Here is a 19,538-nt window from a genome sequence, read left to right as displayed (position 1 = left end):
GATTGGAGGTACGACCGTCACGCGGCGGACGGGATACCGGCAGATATCGGTTCGTGCCGACGCGGTCGGCCTCAGTCGGTCGCCCCCGCCGTCGCGTTCGCGGGTGTGGCCGTCGCGTTCGTGACAGCCGCCGGTGTGGTCGTCCTCGCCGTCGCGTTCGTCCTCCCGACGTGTTCGTCGTACCACCGTGGAGGGGTGACCGTCGTCGTTCCGACGTCGGTGTACCGGATGCTCACGACGGCCGAAACGCCGGTCGAGCCGGGGTAGTCGTACTGCCGCCTGACCTCGTAGACGAGGCCGTCTTCGCCGACGAGAGCGCTGCCCGTGGAGTTCTCGACGCCCGGGTACGTGTCGGCGCCGAGGCGCACCCAGTAGTACCGGGTCCCGTCGCGCTCGATGCTGTCGACGACAGCCGAGTCGGAGACCGAGAGATACCAGTCGACGTACTGTTCGACCCGGTCCGCGTACCGACCCTCTCCGTTTCTGACCCCGCGGACCGGTTCGGAGTCGACGGTGTCAGTCCCCTCGAACTCGTCGGCGACGACGCGGCGGTGGTACCGCGTCTCCCCGTCGGCGAACGCCTCCGCTCCCGAGACGACGAGCGGTCCCCGTTCGAAGCGCCCCGCTCCCTCCAGTTCCGTCCGGTACACCGTCGGCTCGGCGACGAACACCGTCTCACGCCGGTAGGCGGTCGGCCGCCCGTCGACGTACTCACGGTGAGTGATGGTCACCCGGTACGACTGCCCCGTCGTCGCCTTCGCGTGGGCGTCGGCGAGCGCGCCGGCGTCGGCGACGCCGTCGGGCCCGAGCCCTGGCGGGAAGGACGCGGCGTCGACTGACGGCTCTTCAGCGTCATCCGCGTTCGTCGGGGTGGACTCGGCCGTCTCGCCGTCGTCGACCGGGTCGGCCCCGACCGACGCGGGTGCCCCGAACACCGGGTTCGGTCCTCCGTACAGCATCGGCCCCCCGAAGACGCCGGCGACGAGGAGAGCGAGCCCCACCAGGCCGACGACGAGCGACGCCGAGTGCGCGGGCACACGGGGTGCGCTCTCGGACCTCGCGTCGGCCGCCTCGGTCACGAGCGCCTGGTCGAGAAACCGCCGACAGAGGTCCTCGGCCACCGACCGGGGAACCGCGTACAGCAGCATCCCGTGGATACCGTCGCTGTCGACGATGCGCCCCTCGAACGCGTTCGTCCCGCGGACGGACGACGAGGGCCGGGCGAGGACGAACACGTCGACGTCTCGGCCGTCGGCCTCGGGTGGGAGCCGCCGTCCCGTGACGACGCCGAGGCGTGTCGTCCGCCCGTCCCGCCGCGCCTCAACGACAGCCGTCCCTTCGACGACGCGTGTCTCCGCCCCGCGTGCGCTCCAGAGCGCACGGACGAACGCGACGAACCGCTCCTCGGAGAGCCCACGGAGACGCCGCCTGACCGTCTCGACGGGGACGAGACCCATGCGAACACGTGCCGCGCCAACGAGTCAAGCGTTTCGGCGCTCGTGTCCGGGGCGACGCCTCTCAGGCGCGCTCGTACGTCACGAAGTCGAAGCCGTCGTGCGACTCGCGTTCGACCTCGGCCCACCCGTCCTCGTCGTACGCCGGAAAGGTGGTGTCGCCCTCGTACGCCTCGCGGAGTTCGGTGAGGACGAGTCGGTCCGCGTCCGGGAGGAACTGCTCGTAGACGGTGGCACCGCCGACGACGTACACCGTCTCGACGCCCATCCGCGCTGCGGCGTCCGTGGCCGCGCGGCGTGCCGCCTCGACGGAGCCGACGACTGTAGCCCCCGCGGGCAGGTCGAGGTCATGCGAGGAGAGGACGACGCTGTGGCGGTCGGGGAGTGGCCCGCCGAGCTGCGCCGCGATGGACTCGTAGGTGCGCCGTCCCATCACGACCGGGTGACCCGTCGTCGTCTCCTTGAAATGTCGGAGGTCCGCGGGGAGGTGCCACGGCATCTCGCCTTCCCGACCGATGACGCCGTTCGCCGCGACGGCCGCGACGAGGACGTACTCGACGTCGCTCTCGCTCATCTCACTCGGCCACCGCGAAACGGATGCCGGCGTCGGGCTCGTACCCGCTGAGGACGATGTCGTCGAACGTCAGGTCGTCCAGCGGCTTCTCGGCGATGTCGAGCGTCGGCTTCGGGCCCGGCTCGCGCGAGCACTGTTCGAGGAGCCCGGGCACGTGGTCGTACCGCTCTTCGTCCGCCGCTTCCGGTGGGGCCGCCGACTCGAGCCACTCGCGGACGTCGCGGTACTCCGCCTTCGAGCCGACGGCCGCCAGCCGCGACTGCAAGCGGTCGAGGTTGTCGGCGTACCAGTCGCCTCTCTGTCCCGTCCCGCAGTAGACGTGGGCGTCGACGATGGTGTGCCCGAACTGTCCGAGTTCGAATCCGGTCTGTGCGGCGACGGCCTGCGCGAGCATCGCGTACGCGGCGATGTTGAATGGGACGCCGAGGGCGATGTCACCGCTTCGCTGGGTGAGATGGCAGTTCAGCTTGCCCCCCTGGACGTTGAAGACGAACGTGTAGTGACACGGCGGCAGCGTCGAGACGGCGGCGTTCGCGGGGTGCCACGCGTTGACGACCATCCGGCGGGAGTTCGGGTTCTCTTCCAGCGTGTCGAGGACGTACTGTATCTGGTCGAACGCTCCCTCACTGACCCAGCGGTGAGCGTCGTCCGGCCACGACTCCCCGGGGAGTTGTTGTGACTCGTCGGGCACGGGAAAGCGCCGCCAGAACCGACCGTAGGCGGTGTCCAGTCTCCCCTCCTCGTCGGCCCAGGCGTCCCAGATACCCGTCTCCTCTCGCAGCGAGCGGATGTGCTCCTCGCCCGAGAGGTACCACAACACCTCGTGGACGAGCGAGTTCCAGCGGAACCCCGAGAGGTCCTTCGTCGTGAGGAGCGGGAACCCCTCCGAGAGGTCGACCGTGTAGTGCGTGCTGAAGCCGGCGATGGTGTCGACGCCCGTACGATTGGGCTTGTACGTGCCCGACGCGAGCACGTCGTCGACGAGGTCGAGATACTGCTGCATGCTCAGGCGAGGAAGTCCGGGTCGGTCCGTTTTTCGGACTCCTCCTCGCGGAGGTGGTCGCAGAACGCCTCGACCGAGACGTCCTTTCGTTCGCGCTCTTTTCTATCTCGGACGGAGATGGTGCCCGCTGCTTCCTCGTCACCGCCGACGATGACCATGTACGGGACACGGTCCTCCTGGGCCTCCCTGATTTTCCGCCCCAGCGTCCACGAGCGCTCTTCGATGTCGACCCGGAAGTCGCCGAGGTAGCGGTTCTTAATCTGCTTGGCGTAGCCTAACTGGTCGTCACTGATAGGCAGGATGCGGACCTGTTCGGGTGCGAGCCAGAACGGGAACTTCCCGTTGAAGTGCTCGGTGAGCAACATCAAGAATCGCTCGTAGCTCCCGTACAGGGCACGGTGAATCATCACCGGCTGGTGCTCCTCGTTGTCCTCTCCGGTGTACGAGAGGTCGAACCGCTCGGGCATGTTGAAGTCGAGTTGGACCGTCGGGCCGTCCCACTTCCGCCCGAGGGCGTCCTCGAACGCGAAGTCGATCTTCGGGCCGTAGAAGGCACCGTCGCCGGCTTCGAGTTTGTAGTCCATCCCCTGGGCGTCGAGGACTGACTCTAACTGGGCCTCCGCGTGCTCCCAGATTTCGTCGCTTCCCACACTCTTGTCGGGGCGGGTCGCCAGCGCCACCTCGTAGTCGAGGTCGAACGTGTCGAAGACCGTCAGGATGGAGTCGATGATGAGGTTGATCTCGTCTTCGATCTGGTCGGGGCGACAGAAGATGTGGCCGTCGTCGATGGTGAACGCCCACACGCGCGAGAGCCCCGACAGTTCGCCGCGCTGTTCTTTCCGGTACACCTTCCCGTCCTCGAAGTACCGAACCGGCAGGTCGCGGTAGCTCCAGTTCTTCTGCGCGAAGATGGTGGCGTGGCCCGGGCAGTTCATCGGCTTCAACCCGTACTCCTCGTCGTTGACGTCGAGGAGGAACATGTCGTCGACGTAGTTGTCGTAGTGACCCGACTGCTTCCACAACTCCGTTCGGAACAGGTGGGGCGTCTCGACGGGGTCGTAGCCGGAGTCGAGGTTGAGTTCCTCGGCGTAGTTCGACAGCGCGTTGAGAACCCGCTTGCCGTTGGGGTGATAGAGGGGAAGTCCGGGCCCCGTGACCTCGGCGATGGAGAAGAGGTCGAGCTCCTGGCCGATCTTGCGGTGGTCGCGCTCCTTCGCTTCCTCGCGCATCTGGAGGAACTCCGCTAACTCGGACTCGCTCTCGAAGGCCGTCCCGTACACGCGCGTGAGCTGTTCGTTTTCCTCGTCGCCGCGCCAGTACGCCGAGGAGATGTTGAGCAGCCGGAACGCACCGATTTCGCCCGTCGACTCCACGTGTGGGCCCTTACAGAGGTCCTGCCAGTCGTCCTGCACGTAGAACGAGAGCTCCTCGTCGCCGGCCGCTTCAGTCTCGAGGATGTCCTGTTTGTAGGGGTTGTCCGCGTAGAGTTCGAGCGCCTCCTCGCGGGAGCGCTCGACGCGTTCGATGTCGTAGTCGGCGTCGACGATGGCCTGCATCTCCGCTTCGATCTCGTCGAAGTCGTCCTCGTCGAGGTCGACGCCCGTGACGTCGTAGTAGAAGCCGTCGTCCGTAGGCGGCCCGATGGCGAGTTTCGCCTCGGGGTACACCCGCTGGAGCGCCTGCGCGAAGACGTGCGCGGCGGAGTGTCGGAGTACCCGTCGGTACTCGTCGGACTGGTCGGTGACGATGACGAGCCGCGCACCGTCGTGCAGTTCGTCCGCCCTGTCCACCAGGTCGCCGTCGACCACGCCCGCGACGGTGTCTTTGCCGAGACCCGGCCCGATGGCGTACGCGGCGTCCTGCACCGTCGACCCCTCCTCCAGTTCCAGTTCGGAACCGTCCGGGAGGGTCACCACGATATCACTCATACGTCGCAGAAAACGAGGCCGGAGATTAAGTGTTGTTGGAACGGGCGCGCGACGGCCGGCTCCGCGCCCAGCGACAGCTTCTCTCGGACACGAGGGCGTGCGTGAGTACTTCACGCAAGCGTCGACGATTTATACCTCACCGACCGTATTCCAACCATGAAGTCCCTCCTCGGCGAGCGCCGGCACGCCCTCGGGACACTCCTCGTCGCGGCCGCCGCCGTCGTCTTCGTCGGTTCCGTGCTCCCCCTGCCGACCACCGGCGGGGACGTCGCGCTCGCCGGCCCGCTCGGCGTCGGTGCCGACAAGTGGGTCCACGCCGCCAGCTACGCCGTCATCGCCGGGCTGGCGGTGCTGGACGGGCGGCCGCGACGGGTGACGTTCGGCGTCGTCGGCCTCGTCGCCGTCGTCCTCGCCGTCGCGGCGTTCGGCGCGGGCATCGAGGCAGTCCAGTCGCTCGTCCCCGGACGGACGGCCTCGGGCGGTGACATCGTCGCGAACACGGTCGGCGCGGTCGTCGGTGCCGTCACCGGCACGTGGGTCACCGCTCGACGTCGACGTATCGGTCCGTTCGAGTGAGGTCGTGACGAGCACACTGTCAGGGGGGCGACGACGTGACCCGACAGAGCGCGACGCAGGCGACGACCCCGCCACCGGAGGCGTCCTCGAACCAGACGCGCCCGCCGTACGATTCGACGAGGCGCTTGACGAGCGAGAGACCGAGGCCGTCACCGGGACTGTCGCCGCGTTTCGTCGCCGGCTCGAACACGCGCTCTTTCTGGTCGTCGGGGATGCCGGGCCCGTTGTCGGTCACGCGGACCACGACCTCGTCCGGTTCGACGTCGACGGTGACGCCGATCTCGACGGCGTCGGCGTCGTTGTGCCGGACCGCGTTCGAGAGCAGGTTCGCGAACACCGAAGGGAGCATCCCGCCAGCCACGACCTCGACCGCCGGAAGCGGCGACACGAGGTCGACCGTCACGGCCTTCATCGTCGAACCGTGGATACGCCGGACGTTGTCGACCTCCACGCGGAGGATCGGCCCCAGGAGCATCGCCTCGGTCTCGAGGTCGTGGCCGGCGTCGATGAGCATCGTCAGGTCGCGGCTGTTCTCGACGAGTTCGGTGATGCGCTGTCCGCCGCGAAGGACGCGTTCGAGCGCCTCGACGCCCGCGGGGCTGACGTCCCCACGCAACAGTTCGCCCCAGCCCGTGACGACCGTCGCGGCGTTCGCGATGTCGTGTCTGACGACCTGCGCGAGCAACGAGAGCTGGTCGTGACGCCGCTCTAGCTCTGCGGCCATCTCCCGGAGGCTGAGATACGCGCGGAGTCGCCGGTCGAGTAACGCGGGGTCGACGGGCGTCGCGACGACGTCGTCGACGAGCGTGCGCCAGCCGTGGGGGGCGTTCGACGAGAAGAGTTGCCGCGTCGTCGATTCCCCGGCGAGCAACAGACACGGGAGCGGCAGCGGCCGTTCGAGTTCGAGCCGGCGCCTGACCCACGTCTCGTACCGCTCGAGCGCTGACGCGTCGACGAGCACGACGTCGATGGCCTCCGATTCGAGCCCGTCGAATCCGCGGTCACACGCCCGCGAGCCAGCCGCGGCCCCTCGGTTCGTCGCCGCCCGCTCCGTCCCCGGACCCGTCGGGGAATCGGTCGTCCGCTCGGTCGGCGTGTCGTCGTCTCGCCCCGTTCGCTCACTCCCGTCGAGGATGGCGATGCCATCGAGCGCGTCGTACGTGGACTGCTTCGCGAACCAGTCGAGGAGGAGCGTCCTGTTGCGACGGTGAGCGATCAAGAGCAGAACTCGGTGTGGCGACGTGACGGCCACCGGCGGCAGGAACGTCCCGTCACCGCTGTTCGGAGACGCCTCTCTCGTGGTGTCACTCGTCCCGGCGGTGTCGGGTGACTCCCACATGACGTTACCGACGCCCGTGCTCCGACGGGTGGCTCGACTCACGCCCCTGTCGGGGTCGCTCCCGAGCGACCCGTGCGGGGACGTCTCTCACAACGCGCCCTCCCGCTCCGGGTCGGTGCCGACCCACTGCGGGTCGCCGGTCAGCACGCCAGAGAGCCCGGTGAGTGGGTCGCCGACGCGGATTCCCTCCTCGGTTATCTCGAACCGTCGCAGTCGGTGCTCGAAGTCGCTCGTCCGTTTCTTCAACACGCCGATGGCGCGGTGTATCTCGCCGTTGAACTCGAGATACCGCATGAAGACGATGTTGTCCGCGATGGCCGTCTCGCCCGACTTCGTCGGGCGGAAGTCGCCCGTGATGTTCGGCATCTCGTCGGTCAACACGACGGTGACTCCACGGGCGGTCAGATAACTGCGGAGCGCCGACAACTCCTCGCGCTCCTCGGAGAGGTTGGTGAGTTTCTCGAACCCTTGGACGCCGTCGATCATCACGAACGTCGTGTCGTCCGTGACGTCGCTCTGGACCTGTCCGAGGAACTCGCCGACCGTCAACAGCGAGGGCGTCACGCTGACCACCTCCAGCGTCCCGTCGTCGAGCAACTCCGTCACGGGTGTGTCGATAGCCGCACAGCGCTCGATGAACGTCTCCGGTTTCTCTTCGAGGTGGTACAGGACGGAGTGATGCCCGCGCCTGGCCGCCTCGATCAGAAAGAGCGCACTGACAGTCGTCTTCCCGATGCCCGTCGGCCCGCTGAAGAGCGTCGTCGTTCCCAGTTCGATACCCCCGTGCAGCAGGTCGTCGAGAGCCGGGACGCCGGAGGAGGTGAGCCGCCGGGTGAACGGCCGTCCGTCGCGTTCGGGGACGACACGCGGGTAGACGGACATGCCTCCCTGGTCGACGCGGACCGCGTGCGGGCCCGCGGTGACCTCGGCACCGCGGAACTTCGGTACGTCGAGGACCCGCCCGCCGTTCGGGCGGCGCAACTCGAGAATCCCGTCGCTCATGAACTGCAGGTCGTCGTCGGGCGTCTCGGGGCTCGTCTGGGAGGTGAAGAGGACCGTCTCGCCCCGCCCCGTCAACAGGTCCATCAGCGAGAGGAGTTCGCGCCGGAACTGATACTCGTCCGGGGCGAGATACCGTAGCTGTGTCACCGGGTCGAGCAGCACCCGACTCGGCGGGTCGGCTTCGACCTGCGTCTGGACGCGTGCGGTCAGCGCCTCGTACTCGACCGCGGAGGGGGCGAACACGTCGTAGCTGCCGCCTTCGGCGACCGACCGCGCCTCGGGGCTCAAATCCAAGATGGTGACGCCGTCGAGGTCGAGCCCCAACGACGCGGCGTTTCGCCGAATCTTCTCGGGTCGTTCCTCGAACGTCACGTAGAGGGCGTCCCCGCGGCCACCGGCGGTCAGGAAGTGCCAGCCCAACACCGTCTTGCCGGCCCCGGGCGTGCCGCGAATCAGATAGTGATATCCCGTGAGGAACCCCCCGCCGAGGACCGTGTCGAGTCCGCTGATGCCGCTCGAGAGGCGCTCAGCCTCGGGGTGGCTTCCCTCGTCGCCCGACCCGACGTCGTTCCCGCTGCGTGATGGAGGTTCAGCCATTTGATTCGTGCTGGACACTCTCAACCAGAGGTCAATACTGTTTCTCACGACCACCAGAGAGTACAGCTGACAGACAGCACCGCACCAGACGTCGGCAACGCCCCGTTTCGCGCGTCCGCCGAAGCCCTACGCTTAATGTGTCCCGCTATCGAACCGGCGCGTATGCGATTCCAGCGTCAGGGCGGCGTGTTCATGCACGTCACGTCGCTCCCCGGCCCACACGGTATCGGTGACCTCGGACAGGGGGCGCGTGATTTCCTCGACTTCCTCGACCGCGCAAATCAGTCGCTCTGGCAGTTCTGTCCGCTCGGGCCCATCTCGCAGGCCCACGGCAACTCGCCGTACCAGTCGTTCTCCGCGTTCGCCGGCAACCCGCTTCTCATCAGCCTCGACCGTCTCGTCGACCGCGGCCTCCTCACCGAGGCCGAACTCGAAGGCGAGGAGTTCGACGCCCACCACGTCGACTACGACCACGTCGCGTCGTTCAAGCGCGACCGCCTCCACACGGCGTTCGAGCGGTTCGAGCCCACCGACGAGTACCACGACTTCTGCGAGCGCGAGGCCTCCTGGCTCGACGGGTACGCGCTCTTCATGGCGCTCAAACACGAGTTCGAGGGCGCGCTCTGGACGACGTGGCCCCACGAGGTGAAGACGCGCGACCCCGACGCGCTCGACCGATACCGTGACGAACTCTCGGAGGAGGTCGCCTTCCGGCGGTTCGTCCAGTACGTCTTCGACCGCCAGTGGAAGGCGGTCCGCGAGTACGCCGCCGAACGCGGTATCCAGCTGGTCGGTGACCTGCCGATCTACGTCGCCCTCGACAGCGCCGACGTCTGGACCGCCCCCGACGCCTTCCGTCTCGACGAGAACAACGAGCCTACCGTGGTCGCGGGCGTCCCGCCGAACCCCCAGGACGACGGCCAGCGCTGGGGGAACCCGCTCTACGACTGGGACCGTCTCCGCGAGAACGGCTACGACTGGTGGCTCGCTCGGTTGAAACGGCTGTTCGACCTCGTCGACATCACCCGCATCGACCACTTCAAGGGCTTCGACGAGTACTGGGCCATCGACGCGCACTCGGACTGGGCCGGCGACGGTGAGTGGGTGGACGCGCCCGGCCACGACTTCTTCGAGACGGTCGAACGCGAACTCGGCGAACTCCCCTTCATCGTCGAGGACCTCGGCTTCCTCGACGAGGGGCTCGTCGACCTCCGCGACCGGTTCGAGTTCCCCGGGATGCGCGTCCCGCAGTACGCCGACTGGTGCGAAGGCGGACACATGTATCAGCCCATGCACTACCCCGACAACGTCGTCGGCTACACCTCGACGCACGACACCGACACCATCGTCGGCTACTACCAGGACCTCGGACAGCGCCAGAAGGACTGCCTCCACTACAACCTCGGCGTCGACGGCTCGAACATCCACTGGTCGATGATCGAGGCCGTCTGGAACTCCGAGGCGGTGATGGCCTTCACCACGATGCAGGACCTCCTCGGACTGGACTCACACGCCCGGTTCAACACACCCGGAACCGCAGAAGGCAACTGGGGCTGGCGCGTCACCCGCGAGGGATTCGAAGACGGCATCGCCGACGAGCTCGCGAGCCTCACCGACATCTACATCCGCTGAGCGGGCGCTGTGTCGCGAGCACGACACGGTCGGGACGACTCGGTCCGGGTCGGTTCGGCGAGGCGTCCACCGTGACGGGCGCTCCTGCCTCCAGTCCGTTCTGGCCGACTACTGCCCTTTTCGGTTCGGTGTCGTGTCGGCCGGAGCGAAGGCGAAGTCGAGGTCGAGCGCCGAGGCGCTCAGCTCACGGCGGGTACCCTTCACGAGTCGCGTCGCCATCACCGGGAACCCGGCGAGGACGGCCCCGACGAAGAGGCCGACACCGACGAGACTCACACTACTCACGCCGAACAGTTCACCGACCGCGAGCACCGCCAGCCCGACGGCGCTCCCGAGGTATACGAGGTCCAGCGTCGCGTTCCAGTTCATACCCGACGTTCGGGGCTCCAGGCGCTTAAGAGCCGCTAGAGCCGTGTTTCACGGGCTCTCGGTACCGCGACTCACGGCAGCACCCCACTCGTTCTCGACTCCCGGTGTCGTCGCCGACACTGTTTTGCCCCGCCGACACAACCTCCGCGCCGTGACGCGCCGACTGGGTTCCTCCGCGCTCGCCATCGCCGCCCTCGCCGCGCTCGTCGCGGGGTACATCCAGGCGACGGCCCCCTTCCCCGACCCGTTCCCGACGACGGTCCTTCCGGGGAACGTGGTGCTCACGAAGGTCCTGCTCGTCGTCGCGACCGTCCTCGGCTTCTACGGCGTCTACGTCATCGTCTTCCGGGCGCTCTCGACCCGCTTCACGAAGCGCCGCGCCCACGACGTCCGCAACGTCCTCCGACTCTTCCTGGGCGGCACCGCTCTCATCTCCGTCCTCGGTATCATCACCGAGCAGTGGGTCGGCGTCCTCCTCTCGCTCGGTGTCGTCGGGTTCGCCGTCACCTTCGCCCTCCAGCAGCCGCTCCTCTCGCTTCTGGGCTGGGTCTACATCATGCTGAAGCGCCCCTACGCCGTCGGGGACCGGGTGAAGATAGAGGACTCGAAGGGCGACGTCATCGAGGTAGACTTCCTCGTCACGACCCTCTGGGAGGTCAACGGCGACCTCGTCTCGACCCACCAGCCCTCCGGCCGGGTCGTGACGGTGCCCAACAGCGTCGTCCTCAACGCACAGGTCGTCAACTACACGACGCTCGTCGACCACGTCTGGAACGAACTGTCGGTCCAGGTGGCGTTCGAGACCGACCTCCGGTTCGCCCGGCAGACGATGGTCGACGTTGCCGACGACTACCTCGGCGACGCGATGGCCCGCGAGATTGCCGACTACCGCGAGCGTCTCGCCGAGACCGCAGTCGAACTCGAGGTTCAGGACGGACCGACGGTGAACGTCGTGCAGACGGAGTCGTGGGTCGAACTCCGCCTCCGGTACCTCGTCCACCCCCGACGCGGCGCACGAACCCGGAACGTCCTCTACGAGCGTATCCTGGACCGGTTCAACGAACAGCCCGACCGCGTGAAGTTCCCCGTGAGCAGAAACCGGTAGCCACCGGGACTCAGTCGCCGGCGAGCACCGACGCGAGGACGGCCCGGTGACACCGGAACCCCGGCTGGCGGTCCGTCGCGAGGACGATACGCTCGCGCTCCCTGCGCACAGCGAGCGACGCCAGGGCCTCCCGCGCGTCCTCACTCGACAGGTGGGCGCGGTAGTGTTCGTCGACGTCGAGTTCCTCCCACGCGGCGTTGTGTGCTCCCTCCGCGCAGAGCCCCTGCATCCGCAGGTCACGACGGCGGCGCACGAGCGTCTCGTGCGTCTCTACCGAGAGCCCCAGCGCGGGCAGGGCGACGTCGACGCGTCGGTGGAACCACCCTGGTGGTGAGCGGACGACGCCGACCCACACCGGGGTGTCGGGGGTGACCGACGCCTGTGTCGCCGCGCGCTCGACGGCGCGCTCGCGGACCCGCTGTGCGTGAGCGGTCTCGACGGACATCACTCTCACTACGGGAGCCAGGGTCCTCACTCTTCGGCCGCGCGGACCGCCGAACCGAGATTATTTCGCGCCGGACGCCTTCGACCCGCCAATGGCTGGCGGGCACCGGCGGCTGTCGCTTCCCCACGCGCTCGCCGTCGTCACCGGCGCGTTGCTCGGTGTCGGCGCGCTGTACATCCCCGAGCGCGTCGAGACCCTCGCCGGACCGATGACACCGGTGGGCTTTCTCATCGCGACGGCCGGCGCGCTCGCGCTGACGGTCGGATACGCGACGTTCCTCTCGGGGCCGCTCGGTGACCGGAGCGCGGGCGCGTACCTGCACCTCTCGCGGACGTGGCGCTCGCGCGCCGTCGGCTTCTTCACCGTCTGGCCGAAACCCGCCGCGTACGCCGCGCTCCTCGCGCTGTTGGCGCAGTATCTCGCCCGCCTGCTGGCTCTCCCCGTCGCACAGGACACGGTCGCGCTCGTGGTGCTCGGCGGTCTCCTCGCGCTCCACCTCGCGGGGCCGGCCGTCGTCGGTCGACTCGGCCTGCTCCTGTCGGGCGGGTTCACGCTCTTCGTCCTCGTGCTCGCGGCCGCGGCGCTCTCGGTCGTCGTGCCGAGCAACTTCGTCCCGCTCTTGCCGACACCTGTCCTGCGAGACCAGCCGGTGTTGTCGCTGGGGCGCGGAGCGCTCGTCGCGCTCTTCGGCTTCGTCGGGTTCGAGGCGTGTGTCGGCCTTGCCGGCGAGGTGGAGTCGCCGCGGGAGACGCTTCCGCGGGCTCTGCTCGGTGGGGTCACCGGGGTGGGACTGCTCGTGACGCTGATTGCCTTCGTCACGCTCGGCGTCATCCCGTGGGCGCGCATGATTTTCGCGACCGTCCCCTTCGTCGACGCGGCCGCCTCGGGTCTCGACGTCGCTGCCACCGCCCTCGTCACGCCCGGACTCGTCCTCGCCACCCTCGCCGCGCTCGTCGCCCTGTCGTGGGCACCGACCCGCACGCTCGCCGGACTCGGAGAGGTGGTGCCGCCGCTGGCGCACACGAACCGTTTCGGCGCGCCGGACGTCGCGAGCCTCGTCGTCTTCGGTCTCGCCGGGACCCTCGTCTTCGTCGACGCCGTCTTCGTCGGTCTCTTCCTCGTCGTCCCCGGCCTGCTCGTCCTCTACGTCGCCCACGGGCTGACGACGGCCGCGCTGCCTGTCGTGAACCCCGACCTCTATCGGGCGTGTGCGTTCCGCCTCTCGCCCCGACTGCTGGCGGTCTGTGGGCTGAGCGGCGCGGGGCTCACAGCGCTGTTGCTCTGGCAGGCACTCACTCTCGACCCGGTCGTCGTCCTCGGCTACACCCGCGTGGGTCCGACCCTCACCGGGCCGGTCGCCGACCCGCTCGTCCGTCGCCCGCTGGAGAGTGCGGTCCCGGCGCTCGTCGGGTGGGAGACGCTCGGCGTGCTGGTGTACGTCGCCGCCCGGGACTACAGAGCGGAGGTCGGTGTCGAGTTGGAGCCGTTGACGCGGTTCTGACCGCTCACGCCGGCGTTCCACTCGCTGTGCCCCGACGTGTCGCCGACACGGAGGGACGGGCCTCGACGACGGCGGGAGCGCCGCGCGGTGAGGCTCTCGCTGGCCAGTCGACTGCGGACCGAAACCGACAATCCGCTCGCGTCCGTCGCATTCGTCGATGAGTAGCGAGTCCACGACGAGCGAGTTCGAGACTGGCGTCATTCCGCTCTCCGAGGTCGGCCCGTTCGACCTGCAGGCCACGCTGGAGAGCGGGCAGTCGTACCTGTGGGACCGCGCCGACGGCCGGATGTACGACTCGCTGCACGCCCACGGCGGCGACGCCTGGTACGAGACGGTCGTCCCCCCTATCGACGGCGTCTCCGACGAACAGGCCGTCGTTCGGGTTCGGCAGCAGGACGGACAGCTCGCGTGGGAGTCGACCACCGACGCGGTGCCCATCCTGACTCACCTCCTCCGCCTCGACGACGACCTCGACCGCATCCTCGCTTCGACGCCCGACCTCCCGCTGCTCCGCCGGGCCTACGAGCGGTATCGAGGCATGCGACTCGTTCGCGACCCGGCGTTCGCCTGTCTCGTCTCGTTCATCTGTTCGGCGCAGATGCGGGTCTCCCGCATTCACGAGATGCAGCGGCGCTTGGCGCGCGAGTACGGCGACGAGGTGGTGGTCGGCGACGAGACGTACCACGCCTTTCCGACACCGACCCAGCTCGCGGCGGCGACCGAGTCCGACCTCCGCGAACTGAAGCTCGGCTACCGCGCCCCGTACGTCCAGCGGACGGCGACGATGGTCGCCGACGGCGAGGCCCACCCGACCGAGGCGCTCGGCCTCGACTACGAGGCGGCCCGTGACTCGCTCACCCGGTTCGTCGGCGTCGGCGACAAGGTGGCCGACTGCGTGCTTCTGTTCTCGCTCGGCTTCCTCGAAGCCGTCCCGCTCGACACGTGGATTCAGACCGCCATCGCCGACCACTACCCCGACTGCGAGCGGGAGAACTACCGCGAGACGTCGCGCGCCGTCCGCGAGCGGTTCGGCGGCGACTACGCGGGTTACGCACAGACGTACGTCTTCTACTATCTCCGCGCGGGCGGCGACTCAGAGCCGCCGGGAGAACCTTCTTGAATCCAGGGCGACATCTATCGGACATGGATTGCAGAGTCGTCGTCGAGGCCGCGGTCCCCGTGTACGACGTCGAGACGGAAGACGAGGCGATCCGTATCGCGATCTCGAAGACGGGCGAGATGCTGAACCCCGACCTCAACTACGTCGAAATCGAGATGGGGTCGCGGACCTCGCCCTCGGGGGAGGAGCTCCTGCCCGCGTTCGTCGCGGCCGACGAGGCGCTCGTCGCGCTCGAACTGGAGATGCGCGTGTTCAACGTCGAACAGGAAGAACACGCCGCCCGCATCGCGCGCAAGGAGATCGGGAAACGACTCACCAACATCCCGCTCCAGGTGCTTCTCGTCGAGCCGATTCCCGAGGAGGGAGAGAACGAGACGGCAGAGCACGCGGACTCCGGCCGAACACCGACAGAAGAGGACGAGTCGGGCCACGGCGACGGTGAGAGTGACGACGACCTCATCCCGGAGTTCGAAGACCTCGTCGAGGACAACTGAGGGCCGCGGCGCTACGCGGTCAGTCCGTCACCCTGGCGCACACCGCATACCAGTCGCTCTCTGGGTAGTAGGCGAGTCGCGGGGACTACGAGAAGTAGTTCAGTCGGCTTTCGGGGCCACGCGGCCGGTCTCTGCTTCCTGCATCGCTGTGGTGATTCCCGCGGCGATTTCGAAGACGGCTGCCTTGTGGTCTGTCTTCGAGCGGTGAATCGACGTCGGACGGACTCCCATCGCCTCGTACTCCGAGATATCCAGTTCTTCGTCTTCCCAGGCCTCCATCTGCGTATGTACCTCTGACAGTAGGCCGTGCAGGTGGATGAGCTCCTGTTTCTTCATGAGCAAACCCACGTTACCACCGAGGGATTATATTATTATCTTGAGTCGCGTTAACATACATTTCGGCGACGGTTAACATGAGAGTCACAAACCATTAAAAAAACGTGCTGACACGTGCACCGTCTTCCGGTCGTGAACGTTTTGTCGTCAGCGGCTCCAACGCCGCACTGTATGGACTACGACGACGCACTCAACCGTGGGCTCGAGCGCTCGCCGGACATCGAGGAGACCGGCTCCCGTGACGAGGTGCCGGACGCCTCCGTCCGGCCGGAGGGGAACGTCACCGTCTACGAGAACTTCCAGGCGACCGCCGACCGCCTCGGTCGCGAACCGGACCACCTGCTGAAGTTCCTGCAGTCGGAACTCGGGACGGCCGCGAAAATCGACGAGGCGGGGCGGGCGCGGCTCACCGGCTCGTTCAAACAGTCGCGCGTTCAGACGGCGCTCGAGGCGTACGCCGACGCGTTCGTCCGCTGTCCGGAGTGTGGCCTCCCCGATACGCGGTTGGTCACCGAGAACGGCGCGACGATGCTGAAGTGTGACGCGTGTGGGGCGCTGTCGGCACTTCCCGACGCCTGAGACTACTGTAACTGCTTCAGCGTCTTGAGGTCGTGTTCCGTCCGCATGAACTCCGCCAACCGCCGCGTCGCGTGACAGCCCGGACAGGAGAAGTTGTTGCGTGGACCGGGGAGTTCGGCCGGCCTCGTCTCCCAGTCTTTCTTGCACTCCGGACAGAGTAGTCGCACGAAGGCCTCAACCATGGGTCTCCATGTCACGGTGTGGGTGGATAAAGCTTGTTGCGCACGGGGACCGGTTCGGCGGGCGACCCACCGCGACGTGCTCAGGCCGTGAGCCCGGTGTCTTCGGCCTCGAGGAGTTCTTTGTAACGGTTTCGGATGGTGACCTCGGAGATGTTCGCGACCTCCGACACCTCCGACTGGGTGACCTTCTCGTTCGTCAAGAGCGCGGCCGCGTATACGGCGGCGGCGGCGAGGCCGACGGGCGATTTGCCCGAGTGGATGCCCGCCTCCTTCGCCGTCCGGAGGAGCTGACGGGCGCGGCGCTCGGACTCGTCGGAGAGGTCGAGGTCTGACGCGAACCGGGGCACGTACTGCTCGGGGTCGGCGGGCTGAATCTCGAGTTTGAGCTCACGGACGATGTACCGGTACGTCCGGGTCAGCTCCATCTTGTCGACGCGCGAGACCGCGGCGATCTCGTCGAGCGAGCGGGGCGTGCCGGCCTGTCGAGCGGCCGCGTACAGCGACGAGGTGGCGACGCCCTCGATGCTTCGGCCGGGCAGGAGGTCGTCCTGAAGCGCGCGGCGGTAGATGACCGACGCGGTCTCACGAACGGTCTCGGGCAGGCCGAGCGCGCTCGCCATCCGGTCGATCTCGCCGAGCGCCTGCTTGAGGTTGCGCTCCTTGGAGTCGCGGGTACGGAACCGCTCGTTCCAGGTGCGGAGCCGCTGCATCTGCTCGCGCTGGCGGGCAGAGAGGGTGTTGCCGTAGGCGTCTTTGTTCTGCCAGCCGATGTTGGTCGACAGCCCCTTGTCGTGCATCATGTTCGTCGTGGGGGCACCGACGCGTGACTTCTGGTCCTTCTCCTTGGAATCGAACGCGCGCCACTCGGGGCCGTGGTCGATGTTCGTGTCCTCGACGACGAGGCCACATTCGGAACAGACCGTCTCGCCGTCGTCGGAGTGCAGGGTGCCACCGCACTCGGGGCATACCTCCTCGGACTCCTGTTCGTCCGCTGTCTCTCGTTCGAGGGCTGTCTCGTGCTCGCTGTTGAAGGTTCGGAGTGTCGTGTCGCTCATCATTGGGTGGGTTTGGTGGTGAGACGTGCGTGGCCGTGGGAGGGAAGCTGAGAAGATAGAAGGCCGGCCACCGTCTCCTTACCAGTAGTAAGTGCGAAAAGTATATAAACCTTTCGCCATCGCGTGTCGGTGTAATCAGCGTACAGCGTCGGGTCACTTGGGTAGGTGTCTCGTCTCACGGATGGCGGGCCGAAGCGGAAGCGCAATATAGCTGTTTCGCCGCACGGGGAACCCGGTTCGGGGGGTCGGTGCGGGACCGACAGCGTCGGGCTCGGGGTATCCCACTGCGCTTCCGGGAGACGATTCGTCGGAGTAAGTAAGAGGATTTGCCGAACTCTCACCCAAATCTCTCCGGATTCGCCGTCGCTCGGTGCGTCGACGCTCGTCGGTCGCCGCGCGCCTCAGAGCCAGCGCTGCTGTCTGAAGTACGCGACCAAGATGACCGTGACGGAGGCCATCCCGAGCATCACCGCGGGGTAGCCGAACCGCCAGCCGAGTTCGGGCATGTTGTACGGCCCTCCGGCGAAGTTCATCCCGTACACGCCGACGACGAACGTCAGCGGCAGGAGGAGCGTCGCGACGACGGTCAGGGTCTTCATCACCTCGTTGGTCGACTGCGACAGCGAGTTGAGATAGATGTCTCGGGCCCCGCGGGCGAGGTCGCGGTACGTCTCCGTCAGGTCGACCAACTGGACCAGGTGGTCGTACACGTCACGGTAGTACTTCTCCGTCGCCGGTTGGATGTAGTCGGGGTCGCCACGGGCGAGGATGGCCGCCGCCTCCCGGGTCGGCCACAGCACCTTCCGGACCGAGAGCAGGTCGCGTCTGACGTCGTTCAGCGCGACGAGCACCTCCTCGCTCGGTCCCGCGAGGACGCCGTCTTCGATCTCCTCGATGAGGTCTTCGGTCTCGTCGAGGACGAGAAAGTACCCGTCGACGACACGGTCGATGACGCGGTAGGCCGCGAAGTCCGCCCCGAGTCGGAGGATGCGCGCGTCGCCGCGCTGGACGGACGCCCAGACCTCCTCGACGGCGTCGAGTCCAACCGTCGACATCGACACGAGCCAGTCGCGCCCGATGAACAGTCCGACCTGCTGTGTCCGCAACTCCTCGTGGAACGTCGTCTCCCCGGTCCGGAGCGAGGCGGTCTTCACGAGGACGAACGTGTGTGAGGCGAACTCCTCGGTCTTCGGCCGGATGTCGCGCTGGACGTCCTCGACCGAGAGGTGGTGGATGCCGAACACCGAGGCGACCCGGTCGAGTTCGTCGGGGCCGGCGTCCCACGCGCGGACCCACGTCGTTCCGTCGGCGTCGCGGGCGCGTTCGAGGTCGTCGTAGCTGTCGACCCCCGACTCGGTGTAGACGACCGCGCTGACGGTCATCGCAAGACCCCCCCGATGGAGAGGAAGGTGAGCCCGACCATCACGCCGGCGACGCTGAACCCACGACCGGGATACGGCGCGAACACCCCGAGGAGGTACCCGACGACTCCCGCGGCGGTGAGGACGGTACCGACCGTCTGCAGGTTGTTCATGCCCGCTACCTCCGAGGGACTGCAGAAAAGCGTTGTCCGGGTCGCTCGCCCGCTGGCGGCTCCCCTACGCCGGATGTTCGACGGCTCGCAGCAGCGAGAGGATATCCGCCTCCTGGTCGAGTTGCTGGGGGTAGACACCGATGCCGACCAGGAAGTCGCCCTCGTGGCGGACTTTGGTCACGTGGACGAACACGTCGATGTTCTGGCCCTGTGCCGTCGTCGTCGCGGCGTACTTCGTCACGGTCGTCTCGGTCCCGAGCACCGTGAGCTGTCGCGAACTGACCTGTTCGACACCCGAGAGCGACCCGAATCGGTTCGTCACCAGCTGGACGAGCCGGTCGTTCGAGTAGTCCGCGAGCGGGTTGAACGTCTGCCCGGCGACTTCGACGGCGGGGCTCGACACGATGCTGAACACGCCGAGTCGAGCCGTCCCGAGGAGCGGTATCTCGAGCGCCTTCTCGTACGTCGTCACCTTGTTGACGACCTGCACCGTCTCGGAGACGCCCTCCGGACCGACCTCTCGGGTGACCACGCTGTCGCGCGTCCCGTTCTTCTCGAAGCCGGTCTGGGAGGCGGCCGCCTCGTCGACGTCGGCGGGCTCGGCCTCGAACGTCGTCGTCCCGCCCGAGAAGACGCCGAGACAGCCGCTCGTCGCGAGGACGGCGGCGAGGGCGACCACGAGGAGCTGGGTTCGTCGCATTGATTTCTACTGG

The 19,538-nt window shown here is 67.5% G+C and carries 21 protein-coding genes; 7 read left to right on the top strand and 14 right to left on the bottom strand.

The window, feature by feature from the left end:
* Window positions 1-71: 71 nt before the first annotated feature.
* The 4 genes from E6N53_RS19710 to thrS all read right to left on the bottom strand — a co-directional run bounded on the left by E6N53_RS19710 (window position 72) and on the right by thrS (window position 4,959).
* On the bottom strand, window positions 72-1,457 hold the full coding sequence (locus E6N53_RS19710; RefSeq protein WP_142861129.1) for a hypothetical protein: 1,386 nt from the start codon (window positions 1,455-1,457) through the stop codon (window positions 72-74).
* Between the two features lie 61 nt (window positions 1,458-1,518).
* Entirely contained in the window at window positions 1,519-2,028 is a 510-nt protein-coding gene (locus tag E6N53_RS19705; protein ID WP_142861128.1) for a dihydrofolate reductase, read from the bottom strand.
* A gap of 1 nt (window position 2,029) precedes the next feature.
* Window positions 2,030-3,031 carry a thymidylate synthase gene (gene thyA, locus E6N53_RS19700; RefSeq protein ID WP_136603371.1) on the bottom strand — a complete coding sequence of 334 codons (1,002 nt, stop codon included), beginning with the start codon at window positions 3,029-3,031 and terminating at the stop codon, window positions 2,030-2,032.
* A gap of 2 nt (window positions 3,032-3,033) precedes the next feature.
* On the bottom strand, window positions 3,034-4,959 hold the full coding sequence (gene thrS / locus E6N53_RS19695) for a threonine--tRNA ligase (RefSeq protein WP_142861127.1): 1,926 nt from the start codon (window positions 4,957-4,959) through the stop codon (window positions 3,034-3,036).
* Window positions 4,960-5,115: 156 nt separating this feature from the next.
* Between thrS and E6N53_RS19690 the strand changes: the two genes are divergently transcribed.
* A complete protein-coding gene (locus E6N53_RS19690; RefSeq protein ID WP_142861126.1) occupies window positions 5,116-5,535 on the top strand; it encodes a VanZ family protein in 420 nt (139 codons plus the stop codon).
* Window positions 5,536-5,554: 19 nt separating this feature from the next.
* Here E6N53_RS19690 and E6N53_RS19685 read toward each other — a convergent pair whose 3' ends face one another.
* Both E6N53_RS19685 and E6N53_RS19680 read right to left on the bottom strand, forming a co-directional pair.
* Complete coding sequence (locus E6N53_RS19685; RefSeq protein ID WP_142861125.1) at window positions 5,555-6,916, bottom strand: sensor histidine kinase; 1,362 nt, start codon at window positions 6,914-6,916, stop codon at window positions 5,555-5,557.
* Window positions 6,917-6,961: 45 nt separating this feature from the next.
* A complete protein-coding gene (locus E6N53_RS19680) occupies window positions 6,962-8,473 on the bottom strand; it encodes an ATPase domain-containing protein (RefSeq protein ID WP_201741209.1) in 1,512 nt (503 codons plus the stop codon).
* Between the two features lie 162 nt (window positions 8,474-8,635).
* Between E6N53_RS19680 and malQ the strand changes: the two genes are divergently transcribed.
* Window positions 8,636-10,105: a 4-alpha-glucanotransferase gene (gene malQ / locus E6N53_RS19675; protein WP_136591915.1), complete on the top strand. Its 1,470-nt coding sequence runs from the start codon at window positions 8,636-8,638 to the stop codon at window positions 10,103-10,105.
* Window positions 10,106-10,213: 108 nt separating this feature from the next.
* On the opposite strand, the gene E6N53_RS19670 is transcribed toward malQ, so the two are convergent.
* Window positions 10,214-10,474 (bottom strand): hypothetical protein, encoded by a 261-nt coding sequence (locus E6N53_RS19670; RefSeq protein ID WP_142861124.1) that lies wholly within the window; start codon window positions 10,472-10,474, stop codon window positions 10,214-10,216.
* 151 nt (window positions 10,475-10,625) lie between these two features.
* Between E6N53_RS19670 and E6N53_RS19665 the strand changes: the two genes are divergently transcribed.
* Window positions 10,626-11,579 carry a mechanosensitive ion channel family protein gene (locus E6N53_RS19665; protein ID WP_142861123.1) on the top strand — a complete coding sequence of 318 codons (954 nt, stop codon included), beginning with the start codon at window positions 10,626-10,628 and terminating at the stop codon, window positions 11,577-11,579.
* A 10-nt stretch (window positions 11,580-11,589) separates the two neighbouring features.
* On the opposite strand, the gene E6N53_RS19660 is transcribed toward E6N53_RS19665, so the two are convergent.
* A complete protein-coding gene (locus E6N53_RS19660) occupies window positions 11,590-12,024 on the bottom strand; it encodes a DUF488 family protein (protein ID WP_142861122.1) in 435 nt (144 codons plus the stop codon).
* 91 nt (window positions 12,025-12,115) lie between these two features.
* Here E6N53_RS19660 and E6N53_RS19655 point away from each other — a divergent pair, with 91 nt between their 5' ends.
* The 3 genes from E6N53_RS19655 to E6N53_RS19645 all read left to right on the top strand — a co-directional run bounded on the left by E6N53_RS19655 (window position 12,116) and on the right by E6N53_RS19645 (window position 15,139).
* Window positions 12,116-13,525, top strand: coding sequence for an APC family permease (locus E6N53_RS19655; RefSeq protein ID WP_142861121.1), 1,410 nt, complete (start codon window positions 12,116-12,118; stop codon window positions 13,523-13,525).
* Between the two features lie 157 nt (window positions 13,526-13,682).
* The gene (locus E6N53_RS19650) at window positions 13,683-14,645 is read left to right on the top strand and encodes a DNA-3-methyladenine glycosylase family protein (protein WP_142861120.1); all 963 of its coding nucleotides are present in this window, start codon (window positions 13,683-13,685) and stop codon (window positions 14,643-14,645) included.
* Window positions 14,646-14,668: 23 nt separating this feature from the next.
* Entirely contained in the window at window positions 14,669-15,139 is a 471-nt protein-coding gene (locus E6N53_RS19645) for a DUF555 domain-containing protein (RefSeq protein WP_142861119.1), read from the top strand.
* 99 nt (window positions 15,140-15,238) lie between these two features.
* Here the strand turns inward: E6N53_RS19645 and E6N53_RS19640 are convergent, their stop codons facing one another.
* The gene (locus tag E6N53_RS19640; RefSeq protein WP_136591908.1) at window positions 15,239-15,475 is read right to left on the bottom strand and encodes a UPF0058 family protein; all 237 of its coding nucleotides are present in this window, start codon (window positions 15,473-15,475) and stop codon (window positions 15,239-15,241) included.
* A 171-nt stretch (window positions 15,476-15,646) separates the two neighbouring features.
* On the opposite strand from E6N53_RS19640, the gene E6N53_RS19635 reads away from it, so the two are divergent.
* Window positions 15,647-16,054, top strand: a complete 408-nt coding sequence (locus tag E6N53_RS19635; protein ID WP_142861118.1) for a translation initiation factor IF-2 subunit beta — start codon at window positions 15,647-15,649, stop codon at window positions 16,052-16,054.
* Window positions 16,055-16,056: 2 nt separating this feature from the next.
* Here E6N53_RS19635 and E6N53_RS19630 read toward each other — a convergent pair whose 3' ends face one another.
* The 5 genes from E6N53_RS19630 to E6N53_RS19615 all read right to left on the bottom strand — a co-directional run bounded on the left by E6N53_RS19630 (window position 16,057) and on the right by E6N53_RS19615 (window position 19,525).
* Window positions 16,057-16,236 carry a DUF7836 family putative zinc-binding protein gene (locus tag E6N53_RS19630; protein WP_136591906.1) on the bottom strand — a complete coding sequence of 60 codons (180 nt, stop codon included), beginning with the start codon at window positions 16,234-16,236 and terminating at the stop codon, window positions 16,057-16,059.
* An 80-nt stretch (window positions 16,237-16,316) separates the two neighbouring features.
* Window positions 16,317-17,291 (bottom strand): transcription initiation factor IIB, encoded by a 975-nt coding sequence (locus E6N53_RS19625; RefSeq protein ID WP_142861117.1) that lies wholly within the window; start codon window positions 17,289-17,291, stop codon window positions 16,317-16,319.
* A 401-nt stretch (window positions 17,292-17,692) separates the two neighbouring features.
* On the bottom strand, window positions 17,693-18,673 hold the full coding sequence (gene corA, locus E6N53_RS19620) for a magnesium/cobalt transporter CorA (RefSeq protein WP_142861116.1): 981 nt from the start codon (window positions 18,671-18,673) through the stop codon (window positions 17,693-17,695).
* Complete coding sequence (locus tag E6N53_RS21190) at window positions 18,670-18,825, bottom strand: hypothetical protein (RefSeq protein ID WP_201740282.1); 156 nt, start codon at window positions 18,823-18,825, stop codon at window positions 18,670-18,672. Before E6N53_RS21190 ends, corA begins: the two co-directional genes overlap by 4 nt.
* A gap of 64 nt (window positions 18,826-18,889) precedes the next feature.
* Entirely contained in the window at window positions 18,890-19,525 is a 636-nt protein-coding gene (locus E6N53_RS19615; protein ID WP_142861115.1) for a DUF6517 family protein, read from the bottom strand.
* Between the last annotated feature and the right edge of the window lie 13 nt (window positions 19,526-19,538).

Source organism: Salinigranum halophilum (assembly GCF_007004735.1).
Classification (GTDB): domain Archaea; phylum Halobacteriota; class Halobacteria; order Halobacteriales; family Haloferacaceae; genus Salinigranum; species Salinigranum halophilum.
Note: the sequence above shows the minus strand (reverse complement) of the source record. Positions and strands in the feature narration are given on the sequence as shown.